This window comes from Pelomonas parva (genome assembly GCF_043555835.1).
Classification (GTDB): domain Bacteria; phylum Pseudomonadota; class Gammaproteobacteria; order Burkholderiales; family Burkholderiaceae_C; genus Pelomonas; species Pelomonas parva.
In genome coordinates, this window is the sequence record NZ_JBIGHV010000001.1 from 308,391 (window position 1) to 328,769 (window position 20,379).

Consider the following 20,379-nt stretch of genomic DNA (forward strand, 5'->3'; position numbering starts at 1 on the left):
CGCGAACCCAACCGGGCATGACCGCAAACCAATGCCTGGAAACAGTGGTCGCCCACGCGCGATCGCAAACAACGCTCGCTGGCCGGCTTTCATAGGCGCCAGAGACGGAAGCCTGCGTCCTGTAGCGCCTTGCTATCGAAAGCGGCCTTCACGTCGATGAAGGCGCCGCCCTTGACCAGCTTCTTGCCGATGTCCTCAACGCTCAGCGCGGCGTACTCGCGGTGCGACACGGCAGCGACGATGGCATCGGCGCGCGGCAGGTCGTCGAAAGGCATCAGGCGCACGCCGTACTCATGCAGTGCCTCATCAGCCTCGGCCTGGGCGTCGGTCACGAAGACCTCGACGCCATAGCTCTTCAGCTCGTTGATGATGTCGATGACCTTGGAGTTGCGCAGGTCGCCGCAGTTCTCCTTGAAGGTGAGGCCCAGCACATTGACGCGGGCGCCCTTGATGTAGCTGCCGCTGGCGATCATGTGCTTGATGGTCTGCTCGGCGATGAACTTGCCCATGCCATCGTTGATGCGCCGCCCCGCCAGGATGACCTGCGGGTGGTAGCCCAGCATGTCGGCCTTGTGAGTAAGGTAGTAAGGGTCCACGCCGATGCAATGGCCACCCACCAGGCCTGGCTTGAATTTCAGGAAGTTCCACTTCGTGCCGGCGGCCTCCAGCACCTCGGAGGTGTCGATGCCGAGCTTGTCGAAGATGATGGCCAGCTCGTTCATCAGCGCGATGTTGAGGTCGCGTTGTGTGTTCTCGATGACCTTGGCGGCCTCGGCGGCCTTGATGCTGGAGGCGCGGTGCACGCCCGGCTCAACGATCATCTCGTAGACCTTGGCGACCGCGTCCAGCGTCTCGGGCGTGTCGCCGGAGACGATCTTCAGGATCTTGGTCAGCGTGTGTTCCTTGTCGCCCGGGTTGATGCGCTCGGGGCTGTAGCCGACGAAGAAATCCTGCTTCCACTTCAGCCCGGACTCGCGCTCCAGCACAGGGATGCAGACCTCCTCCGTCGCGCCGGGGTAGACGGTGCTCTCGTAGACGACGACGGCGCCCTTCTTCATGTTGCGGCCCACGCTGATGCTGGAGCCGATCAACGGGCGGAAATCGGGGATATGGGCCTCGTCCACCGGCGTGGGCACGGCGACGATAATCACATCCGCCTCCGCCAGCAGCGCCGGGTCATCGGTGTAGACCGCGTGGGTGGCGGCCTGAACTTCCTCGTCGCTCAGCTCGCGGCTGGGGTCGGTGCCGCGCTGGCAGGCCTCCACCTTGCTCTTGGCAATATCAAAACCGATGGTGCGGACTTGCTTGCCGAACTCCACCACCAGGGGCAGGCCGACGTATCCGAGGCCGATGACTGCGAGCGTGTTCATGGGTCGTTTCTCGTTGCTATGATTCTGTGGACGGCGTGCGATTGTTAATGCTGACGCGCAGCGTCGCGGTCGCGGACCCCACGCAAAGCGGTGTCCAGTGTGACCCAGTGCGCGCGCAGAAAATCACGCAGGACGGCGTCGTCGGGGCCGGCCGTCGACTTGTCGGCATAGACGAGCACGACGGCTGCGTCGTCGCCCTGTCCGAGCAGGCTCTGCCAGGCGCCATGGAGCTTGGCCTGCCAGTCGCTGATGAAGGGCCGACCGTTGATCCAGTACACCTGCCAGACGCGCAGCCGCGGCGCCTCCGCACCGCCGCCGACGACCTGGCGCAGCGCCTGCCCGCGCAGTTCGCCGGTACGCCAGGCTTGAGAGTCGACAGCGGCCTGGCCGGCGGCCGTCTGCGTCCACCCGTCGTTGGTATCGTCATTGACGAGCCGGTTTACCGAGGTCACTAGCTGGCGGCCTTGGCGCTGGTCACGGTAGTAGCCGATGTAGACACCAACCGTCGAACCACCAGCATCGGGCACGAAGCGGCCATGCAGCGCCGCCGCCGGGTTCTCGAATTGCGGACTCCAACTCGTCAACGGCCCGGCCTGCCAGGTCCACCCCGGCAGCGCGGGAGCCGCTAGCACCGGCTCGGCGTGCGAGCCCGCACGCGCTGACTGTGCGCGCAAGACCGGCGGCAGAGCCAGCAGCAGCAGCACCAGCGCGCAGGCACCCGACCAGCGCGCCGGCGAAGCCACCCGTGCCGCATCCGCACCCGCAGGCGCTGGCTGAGGCTCGGGGTCAGCGTCGGTCCAGCGCGCGCCAATCATGAACATCGCCAGCATGATGATGCCGAAGAACACCCAGCCGTAGATGAGGTGGTCCACCCCGACGGCCAGCTCGTTGCCCGACAGATGGCCCAGCATGACGATCATGTACGCCCGCAGCCAGTTGGCCACCAGTGGCGTGACGATGGCGACGCCAACGAAGACCCAGCGCTTGGTATGTGAGCGGTAGTTCAGGTACGCGAACAGCGTGCCGACCATGACCGAGGCCATCAGGTAGCGGATGCCGCTGCAGGCCTGCACGACCGACCAGGAGCCCGTGGGGATGACGAACTGCAACGCCTCGCGGAACACCGGGATGCCGGTGGCGCGCAGCGCGATGACGGTGAAGTCGGCGGTGCGGTCCATCAGCCAGGGCGTCAGGAAATCACCGAAGGGCACAGCGAAAAACAGGAAGCCGAGCGGGAAGGCGACGCGGCGCGCGACCTCGGTGCCGAGCAGCGCAGGCACCATCAGCACGAACATGCCGACCAGCGCAAACTGCGTCGGCGCATTGGCCGCCGCCAGCTCACCCAGCAGCCACAGCAGCCCCAACGGCGGCATCAGCCACAGCCAGCGCAGCGCCGGCCGGGGCGACAGCACGGCCAGGTCGGTGCGCAGCCGCCACACCAGCCAAGCCGAGATGGGCGGCACCACCCAGGCATGGGCGAAGGTCTCGGAGCGGTTCCAGATGAACACCATGGCCGCGCCGGTGTCCCAGTACAAGGCTGCAAGCAGCGTCCAGGCCAGCAACAGGCCGAGCAGAGGCAGCCGCCAGGGCTTGGGCAGGTTCAGCATGTCGCTTCCAGATGGTGATCAAGGCCGGCCAGATGGGCTTCCCAGCTGTAGGCGCCAAGGACGAAAGCACGCGCGCTACGGCCGGTGTCGTCGGCAGCCACGCGGTCCGCCAGCAATGCGCCGAGTCGCTCCAGATAGCCCGCGACGTCGTCGGCGGGCTGCAGGCCGGGTTGGGCCCTTTGCGTGATGGCACGCACGCAGCTGCCGGCGGCCACCACCGGCCGGGCCATGGCCATGGCCTCCAGCACCTTGTTCTGGAGGCCACGCGCCAGCCGCAGCGGCGCGACCACGGCGGCTGCATGCTGCAGATAGGGCCGCACATCGGGCACCGTGCCGGTCACGTTGACGGCCTCACCGGCCAGCGCCTGCACAGCCGGCGCCGGGCTGCGGCCGACGATGTGGAAGCGCAGCGCCGGGAAGCGTTGGCGCAGCGCCGGCAGCATGTCGGCCACGAACCAGCTCACCGCATCCACGTTGGGCCAATAGTCCATGGCGCCGGTGAAGACCAGGGGCAGTTCGGCGACCGTGAACGGACTGGCGCGGGCCACATCGGGCGCGAAGAACTCGGCGTCCACGCCGTTGCCCAGCGCCGCAAGCTTGAATGACTGGCCGGGACTGAGGTCGCGGAACAGCGCGACCTCGTTGTCGGTGACGAAGAAGCTGCACGCAGCCTCCCGCGCCACGCGCTGCTCGAAGCCCAGCAGCTTGCTGAACTCGCGCCGGTACAGCCAGGACATCGGCCAGGCGTGCTCGGGCGCGTAGTCGCGCCACTTGGCCGAGTCGACGTCGACGAAATCAACCAACGTCTTCACGTTCCTCAGGCCACCGGCGTACTGCGCCATCACGCCGCTGAAGACGACGACGGCGTCGAAGCCGACACGTGCGGCCGTCTCGTCCACCCAGGCCTGCAAGCCGGTGTCGCGGTAGTAGGGCAGGCTCAAAGCCTCGCCGCTCAGCAGGCCGCGCAGGCTCAGCAGTTTGGCGATGCGCGGCGTCAAGCGCGCCACATGCAGGCTGGCGCACAGCTCGCGCACGCGCGGCAGATGCTGCTCGTCGTCGGGATCGTCGATGAAAGTGCCGAGATGAACCTCGTGCCGCGCCGCCAGATGCCTGAGCAGATGGTAGGAGCGCACCTTGTCGCCCTTGTTGGGCGGGAAAGGCAGGCGGTGGACGAGGTAGAGGATCTTCAAGCGATCCTCACCCGAGGTTCTTGACGATGAACGGCCCGAGCCAGTTCGCCACGCCGATAGGCAGCTTGCGCCAAGCCTTGATCATCAGCTGGTACTTCGGGTTGTTCGGGTTGTTCTGGGGAATCGAGTCGCGCTTGAAGAGGCGGTACTCGTAGCTCAGCGGCTGCGGCTCGAAGCCCCAGTTTTTCTTGAACGCATAGGGCCCCGTCCCCTGCTTGCTGCGGCCGTAGTCGAACACCTTGAGCCCGCGCGCGCAGGCACGGCGCATCAACTCCCAGTACTTGAAGTCATTGGCGGCCAGGTCGCGCGCGGCCTCGTCGTCACCGGCGTAGTAGGGCAACACCTCGTCGCGGAAGTAGAAGCTCAGCACCGAGGACAGCGGCTTGCCATCCGGCGCGGTGACGGTCAGCACCTCGGCATCGGCGCCGAACTCGTCGAGCAAGGCCTGGAAGTACTTCTTGGGCATGGCCGGCGTGCCGTGGCGCAGCACGTTGTCGGCGTAGAGGTCGAAGAAGCGGTCGACTCCTGGGTCGATGGCCGCCCGCAGGTCGTTCTTGATGCCCTTGCGCACCATGGCCCGCTGTTTGCGCGGGATGGCGAGCATGTTGGCCTCTTCCTCGGGCAGGATCTCCTTGCGGAAGGTCACGTAGAGGTCTTGCCGCGGCCAGTCGGCGTGACGGGTGGGGCCGAGGTTGCGGTACTCGAGATGCTCGGCGCCCTGCCCCCGGGCGATCTTCTCGGCCTCGGCTTCGAGTGCTGCGACTGCCTCGTCGTTCAGCGCGGCCACGCCGCCGTAGACGGCAAATGGCAGGCTGGCGACGGAATGCCCGAACAGCCGGCTCCTGATCTCGACCAGCGGCAGCACGCCTTCGATGGCGCCGTCACGTTCAGCGTAGAGAAAGAAGCCCCGGTGACCGAAGCTGCCCTCAATGACGCGCAACCAGCCACTGCGGTGGAAGAAGGTCGCCTTCGGGTGGGCGACCACGAAGGCGTCCCAGCGCGCGGACAAGGCTTTGTCCTGCGCGGCGAGCTGCGCAATGCGGAGGGGCGCGCTCATTCAGGCCGGGCTCAGCGAGGGCACCAGCGCGCGCGGGGCGGCTTCGCGGCCGAGGAAGATCTCGTCCATGCGCCCCCAGCGGAAGTCCTCCAGCAGCCGCGCGATGCGGCCCTCGGTGCGCGAGATGTTGACGTAGTGACGGAAGCGCGACTTCGCATCGACACCGGCCACGCGGGGCTGGCCCGGGTCGATCTCCCAGGGATGGAAGTAGAAGACCGCCGACTCGCCATCGATCTCGTTGACGCGGCGGATCATCCAGCGCGACAGCGCATAAGGTAGCAGCCGGAAGTAGCCGCCGCCACTGCTCGGCAGGTTGCGCGAGCCGACGCGCAGCGTCGTCACGGGGATCTCCAGCAGCCCCTCGCGCACCGGGTAGGCAAAGCGCGGTGAGTCGGGCATGCCGTAGTGGTCGTGCGCGATCGGGTAGACGCTGCTGGAGTAGCGATAGCCGGCGTCGCGCAGCATGTCGAAGGCCCAGAGATTGCCCTTGCCGATGGAGAAGCTCGGCGCGCGGTAGCCGACGACGGGCACGCCGCCAAGGTCTTCCAGCAGCTTCTTGGCGCTGGCGATGTCTTCGAGAAAGGCTGCCGGGCTCAGGTCACTGGCGCGCTCGTGACCATAGCCATGGCTGGCCAGTTCATGGCCGCCGGCGACGATCGCCTTGACGACCTGTGGGTAACGCTCGGCGATCCAGCCCAGCGTGAAGAAGGTGGCGTGGACCTGCTTGTCGGCCAGCAGCGCGAGGATGCGGCCGATGTTGCGCTCGACGCGGCATTCCAGCCCGTTCCAGTCGTCGCGGCGGATGTAGGGCGCGAAGGCGGAAACCTGGAAGTAGTCTTCCACGTCAATGCTCATCGCATTGCGTGGGGCGGGGTTCTTGTTGGGCATCAGCATGACGGTCCTGCTCGGTTCAATGCTGCTTGACCGCGTCGACGAGCTTCTGCAGCAGGGCCAGCGTCTGCAGGTTGATGCGCTCCAGCCGCATCATGCTGCGCTCCAGGCGCTGCAGCCGGTCGGTGTGGTGGTCGGCGCTGAGGGCCGCGATCTCGCTGGACAAGCCATCGACCTCGGCGACGCTCATCTTCAGCTTGGCGATGTCCAAGCTGCCGGGCGCGCTGTCCAGTGGTGCCGGGCGGCTGTCGGGCAGCCTGGCGGGTGTGCTGTCCAGCGGGCTGACGTCGCTGTTGCGCGGGATCTCGCTTTCCTGGGCGATGTCGCGCAGCACTTCCTTCACGTCGGCCAGCGTCAAATGCGAGCGCCCCTGCATGAAGCCCAGCAACAGCAGGCGGTCGCACAGCCGGTTGATGCGGCGCGGAATGCCGTTGCTGGCCTTGTGGATGGCCGGAAAGGCATCGTGCTCGAAGGTGGGCTTGCCAGTGGAGCCCGCGCACTTCAGGCGGTGCTCCATGTAGCGCTGCGTCTCGTCCTCGTCCAGCGGGCCGATGTGGCAGGTGGCCGCGACACGCTGGCGGAACTGCTCCATCTCGGGCTTCTGCAGGATGCCGCGGAACTCGGGCTGACCGACGAGGAAAGTCTGCAGCAGCGACTGGTTGGCGAACTGGAAGTTGGAGAGCATGCGCAACTCCTCCACCGCACGCGCGGTCAGGTTCTGCGCCTCGTCGACGATGAGCAGGCAGCGCTTGCCCTGCGTGACTTGGTTGACGAAGAAGGCCTCCAGCGTCATCAGCAGCTCGGACTTGGGCGCGTCCTTGACGCGCACGCCGAAGGCGGCGCCCACCATGCGCAGCGTGTCCTCGGCATCGAGCTGGGTCGTCACGACATTGCCGATGACGACGTTGCTGCGGTTCAGGCTGTCCAGAAGGCCGCGCAGCAGCGTGGTCTTGCCGGCACCGATCTCGCCGGTGATGACGATGAAGCCGTCATTGCGCAGCACGCCGTAGTCCAGATACGCCTTCGCCCGGCGATGCTGCTTGCTGCCGAAATAGAAGTTGGGGTCCGGGCTGAGTTGGAAGGGCTTGCTGCCCAGGCCGTAGAAGGCTTCGTACATGTCAGTGGTGCCCGGCTGCGAGCGACCCACGGCGCGCGGCGGGCGGCAAAGAAGGTGCGCGTGGGAACTGCTTCATCTTAAAAACGTTGGCTCAAGCTGGCGTAGGCGCCATTCTCGGTGTAGGGCGTGACGCTCTCAAAACGGCTGTGACGCGCACCGACCTGGACGCTGAGGCGAGAACCCAGGCGCGTGTTCCAGTTGACCATGATGCTGCTGAGTTGGGTCTGCTGACTGCCCAGGTCGCCCGAAGTCTCCTGACGCGAGGCGGTCATCGACAGTCCCGATTGGGGCGTCAGCCTATGGCTGGCGGACAAGGACACGGAGCGTTGCTCGATGCGGGAGCTGTTGGCCAGGTCGCCCTGATTCAGGTTGCTTCCCAGGCGCCGTGTGATCGAGCGATTCATCTGGGCCGACAGCGTGCTGCGCAAGCCTTGCAGCGTGAAGCTGAGCAACTGGCTGCGCAGCCGGCTCGGCCCGCTGGACAGAAAGCCGCCGGCCGCAGGCGCATCGGGAGACAGCCCCAGGGCCTGCAGAGCTTCCCGTACCCTCGCGTCGCGCTTGACCGGGTCGTCCTCAATTGCCGCGAACTGCAAAAAGAACTGGTCGTAGTTGCTGCGCACGCCACCGCTGGCGCCCGTGTTGCCCAGCACCGTGCTCTGCGTGTCGGCAATGCGCCAGACCGAACGCGCCATGCGGTGCTCCAGACTCAGCGTGTGGCTGTTGCCGTAGTCATGCCGCTGCCAGGTCGCACCCGCCCGGCTTCGCGGCGTCGGTGTCCACTGCAGGTTCGCACCGGCGGTGGTGCTGTTTCGCGTGCCGCCCAGGTAGTTGCTGCGTTCGCTGCCGACATTGCCGGAGACCGTCCAATCCGGGTCAGGCCGGTAGGTCAACCCCAGTGCCATCGCGCTGCTGCGGCTGGACGCCGCGAGCGCCGACCGAGTCTGCTGCGTGTTGGCCGACAACCACCAGCCCAGGAGGCCGGCGTTCCATTCATCGACGCGCAGCGAGAACCCTTCGCCGCGGCTGTCGCCCAGGCTGCTGCCACGCACTTCGGTGCGAGTGACGTCACCGCGCAGTTGGTAGGAAGCCAGGCTTCCCAGCATGCCCCGAAGCGACGGCGACACCGCGAGCGTGCCGGTCTCGCGCTGGTTGGCATTGGCAAGGTTGGACACCGAGCCCTGCGAACCCAGCGTCGGCACGCTCTGCTGACCGAAGGCCGAGCCACTTTGCTGGCCGATGCTGGCCCGCATGTCGACGTATAGCCTTCGCGAGATCAACTCGGCCTGCGCGCTCGCAGCGAGCGAGTTCTGCAAACGCGACGGCTGCTCCGTCTTCACGTAGGCAATGCCATTGAGCGCATAGTCCAGCGTGCCGCGCAGCGTACCGCTGTTGGCCGAGATGCTGATACCCGGCGACAAGGTAGTGATCAGCGCGGCGTCCTTGTTTCGGTCATCCAGCAGCAGGTTGTCCGTCCACGTTTGCATCAGGGCGAGCCGGGGAACCACTGTCATGGCGCCTGCGCCGCTCGCACCGCCCTCCTGGGCATGCGACAACGCCGCCCAGGCTGCGAATGCGAACGCGAGGCAGCGCGGCTCAGCTCTGCGCCGAGTCATTGCTGCCGTATCCATAGCCGTAGCCGTAGCCGTACCCATAGCCGTACCCATAGCCGTAGCCGCCGGCGGCGTTCGGGCTGGCCTGGTTGAGCAGCATCATCTTCACCGGGCACGTCTCAATCGTCGCGAGCGCCTGTTGGACGGCGCTCTGCGGCGTCTTCTCGGCATGGACGACGATGACGATTTGGCCCATATGGGACGCCAGCACGCGAGATTCGGTCGTCAGCAGCAGCGGCGGCGAGTCGAAGATGATGATGCGGTCGGGATAGCGCTGTGCCATGTCGTCCAGCAGACGGATCATCGCGTCGCTGGCCAGCAGCTCGGTCGCGCGCGCATGCGGCGTGCCGCTGGGCAGGATGGTCAGTTTCTCGACATTGGTGCGCAGCAACACCTCGGACATGTCGACACGCTCTTCCAGGACGTCCAGCAGACCCGGCCCCTGCGGCAGCCCCAGCATGCGCAACACCGACGGGCGCGCCACATCGGCGTCGACGAGCATGACGGTGTTGTCGAGCTCGGCCGCGATGCTGAGCGCCAGATTGACCGACGTGAAACTCTTGCCCTCGCCCGCCAGCGCACTCGTCACCATCAGCAGGTTGGCGTGATTGATCGTCGCCGCGCCCTTGCCCATGGCGTTCTTGATCAGCGGCCGCTTGATGACGCGGTACTGGTCACCCGTCTGCGAGCGCGGCGTGTGCGGCATCAGGAAGCCCTGGGCCGCCAGCGCAACAACATCCAGTTCCACGCGCTTGGACGAGGGGTGAGATCCGTCGTCGAGCAGGGAGATGCCCACGGGCTTGGGGGCGGACTGGGGCGCATGCACCGGCACCGCCTCTGGGGCGGCGGCAATCGGCGCGGCCGGCAGGTTGGCGGCCGCAACGGGCGCCGCCTGCTCATCGCCGGGCAGCACAACACCTGCCTGGCGCAGTTGTTCAAGCCGCTGGGCGGCCTGTTCGATCAAGCTGGTCATGTCACCACCTGCCGGCTCAGCTGCACGGCCAATATCGTCAACGCAACGGCAAACATCACCAGCAGCCCCCCAGCGCCCGCAGAGAAGCGGATCAGGTCCACGCGCTGCCGGGCCCGGTCGGCGTCAGTAACCAGCCGCGTCACCACCCCCAGGATGGGCAGCTCAACACGGGCGCGCAGGTCATTGGCGTCATGGAAGACCGGGCGCAACTGGCTGGCTGCAAAGGTCGTGAATAGGCCGACACCCAACGCAGCAGCCATCGAACCGGCCAGCAGCAGCAGGCGATTAGGTGCTACAGGCTTGGGATTGGCGCGTGGGGGGTCGATGACACGAAAGTCCGCCACGCCCGAAGCAACATCCAATTCGCCCGAGAGGGCAGCCTGCTCGCGCCGCTGCACGAGATCCTCGTAGTTTTTCTTCTGGATTGCATAGTCACGATTCAACTGAGCCGCCTCCGCCTCCATCTGTGGGGCGGTCTTCAATGCCGCCATGGCCTGGGCGTAGCGGCTCGAGTACTCGTCCACCCTAGCTCGCAGCGAAGCGACCTGAACTTCCGTCGTCGCCAAGATGCGTGCCATCTCCTGGGCGGCCGGGCTACCGCCACTTTGAGCAGCAGACACCGTGGGCATTTTCATCGCCGCCTTGCGCAGTTCGGCCATTTCGCGCTTTCGCTGGTCCTCCAGATCCTTGATCAACTTGCGCGTGGAGATGATGTCTGGATGCTGATCGGTAAATCGCTGCAGCAGCGCATCGAGGTTGCGGCGCAGATCCGCCAGCCGCGCATCCAACTCGGGCGTGCTTACGTTGGCATTAGCTTCCTGGATAAGACTCTGCGCCGTGGTCTGACCGCCACCGCCCGTCTTCTCGGCCTCCAACTGCGCTTTGGCCGCTTCACGTGCGTTCACCGCTTCGCGATATTCCAACCGGGCCCGCTCAAGCTGGGCGCTGACTTCAGATATCTGCGCCGCCGAATCCTTGCCGTCAGCGCCAAGGGCCAGGTTCTTGAGGCGAAACTCCTTCAACCGTGTCTCCGCCTCCTCCAGCTTGGCCTCGTAGGCCTTGATCTGCTCGTTAATGAACGTGGTCGCGGTCGACGTGCCCTGACGCGTCTGGCCAAGGCTGGATTCGACAAAGATCGACACCAGGGCCTGTACGACGCGCTTGGCCGTTTCCGGATCGCTGTCGCGGTAGCCCAGGATGTAGAGGTTGTCGCGGCCGCTGCTCTGGATCTTCAGACTGCCGGTCACCGCCTCGATGGTGGCCTCCTGCTGAGCCTTGGACTGGTTCTTGAGGTCCAGGTCTGCCATGCGGACCAGCTTCTCAACGTTCGGCCTGCTGATCAGCGTGCGGCTCAGCATCGTCACCTGCTGCTCGACATTGGGCTGCACCGCCAGCCCCGACATCAGCGGTTTCAGGATCGACTGCGTGTCGACATAGATGCGAGCGCTGGCCTCGTAACGATCAGGCAGCACGAACACAACCACCGCACCGACGACGCCCGTCACCCAGGCCACGACAAGCCCGACCCAGCGGTATTTCCACATGCGCCGGACGATGACCAGCAGCTGAGCAATCAGCAATTCCATCGAAAACAGTCTCGGTTATTGCTTTAGCGACGACACGCGCAACTCGACGCTCACGCGCCAAGCGCGATTCAGAACAGGCTCTGCGGAATGATGAGGATATCGCCAGGTCGCATTTCAACGTTCGCAGAAACGTCCCCGCGTTTGATCAAGTCTTTCAAGCGTACCGAATACTGCTTGTTGCCATCAGCCGTGCGCAAGATGGTGGCGCTGTTACCAGCAGCGAAGTCCGTCAGGCCTCCAACGGCAATCATCACATCCAACAAACTCATCTTCTGTTTGAACGGCAGGAACTGTGGCCTCGCGGCCTCTCCAACGACGCGAATCTGCTCGCTATACGGGCCGACAAAGCCGGTGACGATGACCGTCACGACCGGGTCACGCACATACTTGCTGAGCTGCTTTTCGACATCACGCGCAACTTGCACCGATGTCTTGCCCTGAACAACCATCTCGTCGACCAAAGGCGCGGCGATCTTGCCGTCGGGCCGCACCGGCACAGACATGGACAGCTCGGGATTGCGCCAGACCATGATGCTTAGGTTGTCACCGGCGCCGATGATGTAGCTGTAATCTTCTGGTGCCGCCGCCGCCGGCGCCGGCGGATGCAACGGGGCGGCACAACCCACCAGCCACACCGCCACCAGCGCGAGGAATGCCCCCCGCAGCCCGCGCCGCGCCTGCACGCCGCCCGATGACGTCAATTGCGCATCAACACGGTTCGAAGCATGAATGGCGTTCAAGGCGAGTCCTCTCCAGTCTGATCATCAAAAAGCCCAAGGCCTGAAGCAACCGCCCAGGCCAGATTTGGTGCGCCGGATGATGCCATAGGCTGGCCGCCACTCCAGCAGCCGATTCGGGGGGAGAACGTGTTTTCCGGCACGTCCCAAGAGCCTGCCACCGCCAAACCTCACAGTGCGGCTACCATGCACGCATACTCAAAGGGCTATCACATGCTTGAGTCGCAAGGAACCCGGGATCTTGCCGCAGCGTTCCAAAATTACTTCACCATTGCTCCAGCGCTCACACAAGAGACGCGCGAGGAGGTCTACCGCATTCGGCACGAAGTGTATTGCCGCGACCTCGGATGGGAGCCCATCAGGGCCGATGGTATGGAAACCGATGACGCGGACCTGCACTCCGTCCATTGCCTGCTGCGCCAACAGGGCACCCTGGCCCCGGTCGGATGCACCCGCCTGATCCTGGTTCGACAAGGCAAAGAACTGCCGTTCGAAGAAAGCTGTCGCGACGCCCTTGATCGCGGCATCGTCGATCCGGAGCAACTACCCAGAAACTCCATTGGTGAAGTTTCACGCCTGGCCGTGGTCAGCACCTTCCGGCAGCGCAAAGGCGAACAAGGCGTCGCCATGACGTCGGCATCCGAAACAAATTTCGCGCCGGATCAACCGATGCCGCGCTTCCCCTTCATTCCGGTCAGTCTCTATCTTGCCGCCGCCGCCGTTGCCAGACATCTCGGCGTGGAACATGTCTTCGTGCTGACAGAACCCCGGCTGGCCAGCCACTTTTTGCGCATCGGCTTCGACATCCGCACCGTGGGGAGCCCCATCGAGCACCGCGGCACACGCGTCCCATCCCTGCTCAGTTCCAGCAAGGTGGTTGAAAATCTGCGCCCGATGATCCGCCCGCTTTACGACGTGGTTCAGCAATCCGTCGAAAAGGCCTTTGCCAGCCACCCGGAAGCGATTCAAGCCCTCAAGGCGAACGGATGGCATCCCGGCACCTGATCAGCGAGGCCCCCTGCCCTCCAGCAGCGGCCGGATCAGCATCAACATCAGCTGCTGAATAGGGTTGGCATTGCCAAAGGGGCGCCAAGTAAAGCGTAACTTCTGGCGGTAGGCATCGAAATGCATGCCCCATGGCGCCGGGCGTATGGGCCCGCGCCTGAGCAGCACCTTCAGCACGGATGTACCCATGACGCCCGCACACAGGTCGCAGGCCATCATGGTCGATGGCCCCCGCTTCTCGTCAAAATTCACGGCCGACGGCTCCACCAGATAACCACGCTGCAGCATCGCCGGCGATAGGCCGGCAATGAAGCGCGCGTACTGCTCCTTTTCGCTGCGCCCCTCCACCCGGAAATACTGCTCGAAGCTCATTGCGCCAGGCTTGAAATACATCAAGGCCACCCCCATGCCCAACGGCGCCGCCGTTAGCGCCGGGATACCCCGCTCGTAACAGGCCCTGAACAACATGCGCCGTGCAGGCAGCGCAAAGAAGTCGATGCCGTCAACGTACACATCGACATCGCGCAGGAAATCATCCAGATTCGCCTCGGTGACTCCTTCCGGGAAGACGCCTACATCGGCTTCGGGGTTGATGTCCTTGGCCATTTCAGCCAGCACATGCGCCTTCGGCCGATCCACCGTGGACATGAACGCTCCAACCTGCCTGTTCATGTTGTGCACGCCGAATTCATCAAAATCAGCGATATTGAAGCGCCCCACACCCAGGCGAGCCAGCGTGAGCAGATGCGCGCCCCCCACTCCGCCCAGACCCGCGATCGCCACCCGTGCAAACCGCAGCACCCCCTGCTCGGCCGGCGTCAGCCAACCGATGTTTCTGGAAAAGGCCTGTCCATAGTCGAAAATCTGAGATGTACTCAAGACTCATCCTTTGCGCTATGCAAAGCCGCGCCGTCGATTGAAAAATGCCATCATGGTATGGCCACAGCGCAGCAATCACCAGCACGAGAGGTAGTGCCCCATGGCTTTTGACGCCACCGTCCTCGAAATTCTCGACCTGGCCCGCTGGGCGCCCAGCGGGGACAACACGCAGCCCTGGCGCTTCGAGATCATCAGCGCCAATCATGTGGTCGTCCATGGCTTCGATACGCGCGAGCACTGCGTCTACGACCTGGACGGCCATCCAAGCCAGATCTCCATCGGCGCCATGATCGAGACAGCCGCCATCGCCGCCAGCCACCATCAGCTTCGCCTCGACGTGCGGCGGCGGCTTGATGCGCCGGAAACGCGGCCAGTATTCGATCTTGAATTCCACACCGACACCGCCGTTGCCGCCGACCCGCTTCTCGCCAGCATCAAGACACGCAGCGTGCAGCGCCGCCCGCTGAGAACGCAGCCCCTGACGGGTCAGCAAAGGCAGGCACTCACAGATGCCGTCGGCCCCGCCCACACCGTCACCTGGCTGGAAAGCTCTGGCGAGCGACTGAAGATCGCCAAGATGCTGTTCCACTCAGCCAAGATCCGGCTAGTTACACCTGAGGCCTACCAGGTCCACAAGGACATCATCGAATGGGGGGCGCAGTTCAGCGTGGAGCGAGTGCCGGACCAAGCGCTTGGCACCGATCCGATGACGACCCGGCTGATGCGCTTCGTCATGCGGAGCTGGGAGCGGGTGGAAATGTTCAACCGCTACTTCGCCGGCACCTGGGCGCCGCGCATCCAACTTGATTTCATACCAGGGCTGGCCTGCGCCGCCCATTTCCTGCTGCTTGCCAAAACCCCCGCGCGCACGATCGATGAATATGTTGCAGCCGGCCGCGCGACACAGCGCTTCTGGCTGACAGCCACGCAACTGGGCTTGCAGTTGCAGCCCGAGGTGACGCCACTGGTTTTTACACGCTACGCGCGGGAAGGCATTAACTTTTCAAGCAAGCCCGGTGCACAGCAGATGGCAAGGCAGCTCGAACAGCGCTTCGTCGGCGTGGTTGGCGAGCATGCTGCAGCCCATGCCGTCTTCATGGGCCGTGTCGGCAACGGCGAGCAACCAAGCTCGCGCTCGCTGCGCCGGCCGCTGGACAGCCTGCTGATGACGGATGCCGCATGAAGGGGCCACTTGATCGGCCGCTCCGGATTGCACTCTTTGCCGAAGCAGTCACGCTTGCCCATGTAGCGCGGCCGATTGCGCTTGCCCGTGACATCGCGCCGGCAGGCCATCAGTTGCTGTTGGCTTGCGACCCACGGTATGCCACCTTTGCCGCAGACGGCCCATGGCAGCGCGCAAACATCCGCAGCATTCCGAGTGCGCAGTTCAACATGGCCCTCGCGCGAGGCACACCGGTCTATGACTTCGAGACACTGAATTCCTACGTGGCCGAGGATCTCAGGCTGATCGAGGCATTCAAGCCGGATTTGGTGGTGGGCGACTTCCGGCTCTCGCTGTCGGTCAGCGCGCGGCTGGCCGGCGTGCCGTATATGGCAATCACCAATGCCTACTGGACGCCGCAATACCAGGGCGGCTATGCGCTACCTGTGATTCCGCTGAGCCGCATGCTGCCGCTACCGCTAGCCGCCGCGCTCTTCCACACATTCCGACCGCTGGCATTCATCCCCCATTGCCGACCAATGAACCGGCTGCGCAAGCATCACAAGCTGCCGTCGCTGGGCAACAACCTGCGGCGCGTCTACACCGATGCCGACCATCTGCTGATCCCAGACCTGGCGCCGCTCTACCCGATCAGCGGGCAGAGCCATACCCACAGCTACATCGGCCCACTGATGTGGTCACCCAGCGCGCAGATACCGGATTGGTGGGACGAACCCGCCCGCGAAGAACTGGGCAGCGTCTACGTCACGATGGGCAGCTCCGGCAACAACTCGCTGCTACCGGTGATCCTTGAGGCGATGAAGAACTTGCCGGTGCGCGTGCTCGCATCGACGGCCGGCGCGCCTGCGCCGTTGAGCGCGCCAGCGAATGCGCGCCTAGCGAGCTATTTGCCGGGCGATGCTGCCGCGCTGCGCTCGCGGCTGATGATCTGCAATGGCGGCAGCCTCAGCACTCAGCAGGCACTGGCCGCCGGTATTCCGACATTGGCCATTGCCAGCAACATGGATCAGTTCCTGAACATGGCGCCTATCGAGGCGGTCGGCGCAGGCGTCACGCTGCGCGCCGACCGCTTGAGCGTGGCAGTTGTCCGCAAGGCTGCCGAGGCCTTACTGCGCTCCGAGGCCGCGGCTGCGACAGCCGCAGCCAGGAAGCTACAACAGCCGCTGCTCGTGGCCGCTGACGGGGTTGGAGCCGCCTTCAGCCGCGCGGCAGCGCGCTTGTTGACCCCGCTCAGCTAGCGGATCTATTTGGCAGCAGCACCGCGACCGAGACGCCCAACAAAAAAACGCCCCGAGTTTCTCGGGGCGCTTTGCTCTGACCGGCTGAGCCGGATCAGCCAACTTACTTGCGGCGGCGGGCGACGAAGCCGAGGCCACCCAGAGCCAGGCCGACCAGGGCCAGCGAAGCCGGCTCAGGCACCCTTGCCGAGAAAGTCTGGTTAGCGTCCGCCTGGAACACAATCTGGCCGGCGCCGATCGCGTTGCCGTCAAGCGAGGTCGGAGACGCGAAATTGGTCACAGCCGAACCGAGCTGCAAGGTCGAAGTCACGTTCGTGCTGACCAGATTCGGGTTGATGAACGCATTGTTCGTGTAGGTCACGAGGCCGTTCAGGTTGGCTTGACCGCCGGCAGTCGTGGTGAACGTCGTGGTAGTACCACCAAAGAATACGCCCGACAGGATTTTCGTGCCGTCACCAAAATTTGCCCATGCTGCGGTGTTTGCCACGGCATTGGCTGCTACGTCGTAGTAAATGTCGAACGTGCCACCGGTCACCTGGAACGTGCATTGCGATGCGCTGACGCAGCCGATGATCTTCTCATTGAAGGTGGCGACGACCGTGTATTCGTAGGCGTTTGCGTTCTTCTTGACGCCGTTAGCCGTGGCGTCAAGGTTCGAGAACTGCTCAATCTCCTGACCAAGCAGGTCGGTGACGGAAACAGCCCAACCCACATAGTTGAGGGCAAAGGTGGAGCCCACAACGCCGCTGAAACCGGAGGTCCAAGCGCCCGAAGCGGAGGCCCAATCAAACCCGCCGAACGGGGTGAACGTGCCATCCACGTTGGTGATGCTGGGATCGGCAAGCGCTCCACCACTGAAAACGGTGGCACCAGCCATCGAGAGCGCGGCGGCAATCTTCTTCAAGTTCATGTCAACTCTCCTAACGTAATGAACATGCGACCTTCGCACGATCCTGCCTACCAGCAAGCAGACTCCGTGCCAGAACTCATAAACCATTGTCGAATAACAACTTTTTTGCCATTCCATGGCACCAAGAAACCCACCCAGGCGCAAGTGTCAAGTTTTCCGACAAGGGGCTCAGAGCGCTTCGATCAACTTCTTCACTTCGCCTTGCTGCGCGAAACCATCGCCCAATTGGGCCAGACGCTGTAGTTGCTCGCTGGCCAGCTGCTTCTGACCGGCGCTGACGTAAAACTGCGCCAGGTGGAAGCGACGTGCGGCATGGTCAGGGGCGAGATCCACCACCTTCTTTTGGATCTTGATCGCCTTGTCGAGCCGCCCGCTGGATGCCAGGATCTGCGCCAAAGTGTCCTGGTAGTCCAGGTTTTCCGGCGCCAGCTTGGTTGCCTTTTCCGCGTACTCCAAAGCTCTTTGATCCTTGTTTCGGTTCAGCAGCCAGGCGACGTTGTTCGCCGCGTTGGCGTTGTCCGGTTGCAGTTTCAGCACCGCGAGATAGCGCTCCCGCGCCGCGTCATAGTTCGCCAGCAACAACATCGAATCGGCGGAATAGATCATGAACTTCAGGTCTGTCGGATGCCGCGCCAGCCATTCGGACTCGAATTGCCTAGCCTCTGGCTGCTTGCCCGCACCGGTCAGAACCCGGTGCAACTTGATCGCCACGTCGACCTGAGACAGCAGGTTCAGCGCTGCACGGTAGTTCAGTATGGCGCCAGCCCAGTCCCTGCGCACTACCGCGACGTCGCCGGAAATGGACAGCACCAGCGGATCGTTCGGATACAGAGACTTCATCGCGTCGCTAAGCCGCTGCGCCTCAGCGACGTTTCCGGCGGCGAGTTCGCTGGAAATCAATGCCCGCTGAGCCGGTTGAAAACTCGGCTTCAGCTTCACCGCGCGCTCCATCGCCTGACGCGACGCCGCCTTGTCTCCACGCGCCGCATAGACCTGGGCCAGCAGCATCAGCGGCTCCGGAGAAGTGGGCTGAAGCGAAATCAGCTTGTTGTAAGAGCTGATGGCCTGGTTGTAATCACCCGTAACGGCGTGGACACCCGCCAAGTGCCGGAGCACGCTCGGGTTGTTCGGAAGCGCCGCAACGGCCTCCGCAGCGACAGACAGGGCCTCCTTGGCCTGCTGGCGGCGCAAATGCAGTTCGATCAACGCCAGGCGCGGCCGCGGCTCGCTAGGCATCTGCTTGATCAACTTCTCCAACGCGGCGACGATTTCTTCTTTGTTGGCACCGGTCTGCTCGCGCAGTCCGATCAGCGCCATATTGGCGGCGAGGCTCTTCGGATTGACGGCGAGCACCTTTTGGAAGCGACTCAAGGCTGCCTCGGGTTTCTTGGCTTCCACATCGAGCGTGGCCAGGCTGGCGGCGGCCGGGTAGTAGGCGGGATCAATCTTTAGTGCCGCTTCGAAGGCCTGGGCAGCCTTTTCCTGACTGCCGCGAACCAGTTCAATGCGCCCACGCAGATTGCTAGGCCCGGCACTTTCAGGCGTCTTTCGCTCGAGCGCTTCTATCGACTTCAACGCCTGATCCCAGTCCTTGCGCTGCATGAAGGTAGCGATCAGCGCCAGATCTGGTACCGGGCTGGAGTCTGCCGCAGACAAGGCCCTCAAGGCTGCAATCCCCTGCTCTACCCGGCCCTTGTCGATGTCGACCATCGACAGAGCAACGCGGCTAGGAATGTCGTTCGGTTTGAGCTTGGATATCTTGTTGAAGGCCGCCTCGGCTCGGCGCGCATCGCCAGCCTGCAGGTAGGCCTCGGCGGCAACACTCAAGGCAGACGTATTGGTGCCGCCCTCTATGAGAAGAGGTTGCAGCGAGTTCAAGGCCTTGCCGGGCTCGCCGGCGCGCAACTGCGTCTGCGCCAGCAACACGCGGGCCTCTTCGAAGCCCGGATCAACGTGGAGGGTCTTGCCCAGAAAGTCCTCGGCCTCCAGCAAAGCACTTCGCCGGAACGCGACGACACCGGCAAGATGCATCACACGCACATCCTCCGGCGCAATCTTCAGCAGGGCTTGCATGCTGTCGCGCGCGCCATCCAGATCGTTGCGCTCCAGGGCCAGCAGCACCGTCAGCAACTTCACTTGCCCCGCCGCACCACGCGCGTTGCGCAAGGCATCCAGCTCGACCTTAGCGCCGTCCAGGTCCTTCTTCGCCAGCAGGAGATGAAAGGCACCGACGCGGGCCAGCACGTGAGCCTTGTCCAACGTGATCGCCTTGCGGTAGGACACCATCGCTGCGTCCGCCTTACCCTGCAAGCCCAGCAGGTCACCCTGGATCTGCCAGCCATCGGCGCTTTGCGGCGACTTCGCGAGTACCGCTTCAACGGCATGGAAACCCTCGGCCGGCCCCGAAACAGCAGCCACCAGACGGACGCGGATCAATTGCGCCCGCAGGTTGTCCGGATCCCCGGACACCGCCGCATTGGCTAACTCCATGGCCTTCGCAGCGTTGCCGGTGGCGCTGTAGGCCACGGCCAGAGACGCCTGCAGATCGGCCAGATCGGTGTTCGAAGCCGGCTTCGTATCTGCGAACTCGGAGATCACCTTGGCAAACTCGTTCAGCCCCAACATCGCTTGGGCCGTCAACGGCTCGAGCTGATCGCCCTTGAAGCCCAGCTCCCTTGCCTTGCCGAGTTCGGTCAGCGCACCGCGCGGATCGCCGCTTTGCAGCAGCGCCTGACCAAGCAGGAGGCGGGCTTCGGCGAGCGAAGGATTGTTCTGCAGCGCATTCTTCAGCTGGATCACCGCAGCGGCGTTGTCCTTCTTGGCCATGTCGACCCTGGCGGCCGCGAGATATTGCTCGGCTGACTTGTCGAAGCATCCAACCAGCAGGACGCCAGAGAGCGCCAACCCGGCCGCGCACCTGCGCTTTGCGCCAACTCCAGATGACGTAGCTTTGTTCATGAGATCAGCAATCAGAAGAATGGGCAGCACCGATCGGTGCTGCGAGTGAAACCGCCGGAAGGCAGTCG

Annotated in this window: 16 protein-coding genes; 3 read left to right on the top strand and 13 right to left on the bottom strand. The window is 64.2% G+C overall.

What is annotated here, in order from left to right; translation table 11 throughout:
• Nucleotides 1-89: 89 nt before the first annotated feature.
• From ACG00Y_RS01180 to ACG00Y_RS01225, 10 genes are all read right to left on the bottom strand, one after another.
• Nucleotides 90-1,370, bottom strand: a complete 1,281-nt coding sequence (locus tag ACG00Y_RS01180; RefSeq protein ID WP_394475432.1) for a nucleotide sugar dehydrogenase — start codon at nucleotides 1,368-1,370, stop codon at nucleotides 90-92.
• A gap of 44 nt (nucleotides 1,371-1,414) precedes the next feature.
• Nucleotides 1,415-2,977, bottom strand: coding sequence for an exosortase A (gene xrtA / locus ACG00Y_RS01185; RefSeq protein ID WP_394475433.1), 1,563 nt, complete (start codon nucleotides 2,975-2,977; stop codon nucleotides 1,415-1,417).
• Nucleotides 2,971-4,167 carry a TIGR03087 family PEP-CTERM/XrtA system glycosyltransferase gene (locus ACG00Y_RS01190; RefSeq protein ID WP_394475434.1) on the bottom strand — a complete coding sequence of 399 codons (1,197 nt, stop codon included), beginning with the start codon at nucleotides 4,165-4,167 and terminating at the stop codon, nucleotides 2,971-2,973. Before ACG00Y_RS01190 ends, xrtA begins: the two co-directional genes overlap by 7 nt.
• Before the next feature lie 7 nt (nucleotides 4,168-4,174).
• Nucleotides 4,175-5,224: a FemAB family XrtA/PEP-CTERM system-associated protein gene (locus tag ACG00Y_RS01195; protein ID WP_394475435.1), complete on the bottom strand. Its 1,050-nt coding sequence runs from the start codon at nucleotides 5,222-5,224 to the stop codon at nucleotides 4,175-4,177.
• Nucleotides 5,225-6,118 carry an XrtA system polysaccharide deacetylase gene (locus tag ACG00Y_RS01200; protein ID WP_394475436.1) on the bottom strand — a complete coding sequence of 298 codons (894 nt, stop codon included), beginning with the start codon at nucleotides 6,116-6,118 and terminating at the stop codon, nucleotides 5,225-5,227.
• A 16-nt stretch (nucleotides 6,119-6,134) separates the two neighbouring features.
• On the bottom strand, nucleotides 6,135-7,232 hold the full coding sequence (locus ACG00Y_RS01205) for an XrtA/PEP-CTERM system-associated ATPase (RefSeq protein ID WP_394475437.1): 1,098 nt from the start codon (nucleotides 7,230-7,232) through the stop codon (nucleotides 6,135-6,137).
• Between the two features lie 77 nt (nucleotides 7,233-7,309).
• The gene (locus ACG00Y_RS01210) at nucleotides 7,310-8,896 is read right to left on the bottom strand and encodes a TIGR03016 family PEP-CTERM system-associated outer membrane protein (RefSeq protein ID WP_394475438.1); all 1,587 of its coding nucleotides are present in this window, start codon (nucleotides 8,894-8,896) and stop codon (nucleotides 7,310-7,312) included.
• Nucleotides 8,826-9,815, bottom strand: a complete 990-nt coding sequence (locus ACG00Y_RS01215) for an XrtA-associated tyrosine autokinase (protein WP_394475439.1) — start codon at nucleotides 9,813-9,815, stop codon at nucleotides 8,826-8,828. Before ACG00Y_RS01215 ends, ACG00Y_RS01210 begins: the two co-directional genes overlap by 71 nt.
• The gene (locus tag ACG00Y_RS01220) at nucleotides 9,812-11,401 is read right to left on the bottom strand and encodes an XrtA system polysaccharide chain length determinant (protein ID WP_394475440.1); all 1,590 of its coding nucleotides are present in this window, start codon (nucleotides 11,399-11,401) and stop codon (nucleotides 9,812-9,814) included. The genes ACG00Y_RS01215 and ACG00Y_RS01220 overlap by 4 nt, the downstream gene beginning before the upstream one ends.
• Nucleotides 11,402-11,469: 68 nt before the next feature.
• Nucleotides 11,470-12,045 (bottom strand): XrtA/PEP-CTERM system exopolysaccharide export protein, encoded by a 576-nt coding sequence (locus tag ACG00Y_RS01225; protein ID WP_394476170.1) that lies wholly within the window; start codon nucleotides 12,043-12,045, stop codon nucleotides 11,470-11,472.
• Nucleotides 12,046-12,351: 306 nt separating this feature from the next.
• On the opposite strand from ACG00Y_RS01225, the gene ACG00Y_RS01230 reads away from it, so the two are divergent.
• A complete protein-coding gene (locus ACG00Y_RS01230; protein WP_394475441.1) occupies nucleotides 12,352-13,143 on the top strand; it encodes a PEP-CTERM/exosortase system-associated acyltransferase in 792 nt (263 codons plus the stop codon).
• Here the strand turns inward: ACG00Y_RS01230 and ACG00Y_RS01235 are convergent, their stop codons facing one another.
• Nucleotides 13,144-14,022: a ThiF family adenylyltransferase gene (locus ACG00Y_RS01235; RefSeq protein ID WP_394475442.1), complete on the bottom strand. Its 879-nt coding sequence runs from the start codon at nucleotides 14,020-14,022 to the stop codon at nucleotides 13,144-13,146. It lies immediately after the preceding gene.
• A 100-nt stretch (nucleotides 14,023-14,122) separates the two neighbouring features.
• Here ACG00Y_RS01235 and ACG00Y_RS01240 point away from each other — a divergent pair, with 100 nt between their 5' ends.
• Nucleotides 14,123-15,205, top strand: a complete 1,083-nt coding sequence (locus ACG00Y_RS01240) for a nitroreductase family protein (protein ID WP_394475443.1) — start codon at nucleotides 14,123-14,125, stop codon at nucleotides 15,203-15,205.
• Nucleotides 15,202-16,443, top strand: a complete 1,242-nt coding sequence (locus ACG00Y_RS01245) for a glycosyltransferase (RefSeq protein ID WP_394475444.1) — start codon at nucleotides 15,202-15,204, stop codon at nucleotides 16,441-16,443. Before ACG00Y_RS01240 ends, ACG00Y_RS01245 begins: the two co-directional genes overlap by 4 nt.
• Before the next feature lie 103 nt (nucleotides 16,444-16,546).
• Here ACG00Y_RS01245 and pepA read toward each other — a convergent pair whose 3' ends face one another.
• Together pepA and prsT are read right to left on the bottom strand one after the other, a co-directional pair.
• Nucleotides 16,547-17,353: a flocculation-associated PEP-CTERM protein PepA gene (gene pepA, locus ACG00Y_RS01250; RefSeq protein WP_394475445.1), complete on the bottom strand. Its 807-nt coding sequence runs from the start codon at nucleotides 17,351-17,353 to the stop codon at nucleotides 16,547-16,549.
• A gap of 168 nt (nucleotides 17,354-17,521) precedes the next feature.
• Nucleotides 17,522-20,311 (bottom strand): XrtA/PEP-CTERM system TPR-repeat protein PrsT, encoded by a 2,790-nt coding sequence (prsT, locus tag ACG00Y_RS01255; RefSeq protein ID WP_394475446.1) that lies wholly within the window; start codon nucleotides 20,309-20,311, stop codon nucleotides 17,522-17,524.
• Nucleotides 20,312-20,379 lie beyond the last annotated feature (68 nt).

Coding starts and splice junctions, on each gene's coding strand:
- ACG00Y_RS01215 (WP_394475439.1), bottom strand. CDS start 9,815: ATGACCAGCTTGATCGAACAGGCCGCCCAGCGGCTTGAACAACTGCGC.
- ACG00Y_RS01200 (WP_394475436.1), bottom strand. CDS start 6,118: ATGCTGATGCCCAACAAGAACCCCGCCCCACGCAATGCGATGAGCATT.
- ACG00Y_RS01210 (WP_394475438.1), bottom strand. CDS start 8,896: ATGGGTACGGCTATGGGTACGGCTACGGCTACGGCTATGGATACGGCA.
- prsT (WP_394475446.1), bottom strand. CDS start 20,311: ATGAACAAAGCTACGTCATCTGGAGTTGGCGCAAAGCGCAGGTGCGCG.
- ACG00Y_RS01240 (WP_394475443.1), top strand. CDS start 14,123: ATGGCTTTTGACGCCACCGTCCTCGAAATTCTCGACCTGGCCCGCTGG.
- ACG00Y_RS01245 (WP_394475444.1), top strand. CDS start 15,202: ATGAAGGGGCCACTTGATCGGCCGCTCCGGATTGCACTCTTTGCCGAA.
- xrtA (WP_394475433.1), bottom strand. CDS start 2,977: ATGCTGAACCTGCCCAAGCCCTGGCGGCTGCCTCTGCTCGGCCTGTTG.
- ACG00Y_RS01180 (WP_394475432.1), bottom strand. CDS start 1,370: ATGAACACGCTCGCAGTCATCGGCCTCGGATACGTCGGCCTGCCCCTG.
- ACG00Y_RS01220 (WP_394475440.1), bottom strand. CDS start 11,401: ATGGAATTGCTGATTGCTCAGCTGCTGGTCATCGTCCGGCGCATGTGG.
- ACG00Y_RS01195 (WP_394475435.1), bottom strand. CDS start 5,224: ATGAGCGCGCCCCTCCGCATTGCGCAGCTCGCCGCGCAGGACAAAGCC.
- ACG00Y_RS01205 (WP_394475437.1), bottom strand. CDS start 7,232: ATGTACGAAGCCTTCTACGGCCTGGGCAGCAAGCCCTTCCAACTCAGC.
- pepA (WP_394475445.1), bottom strand. CDS start 17,353: ATGAACTTGAAGAAGATTGCCGCCGCGCTCTCGATGGCTGGTGCCACC.
- ACG00Y_RS01230 (WP_394475441.1), top strand. CDS start 12,352: ATGCTTGAGTCGCAAGGAACCCGGGATCTTGCCGCAGCGTTCCAAAAT.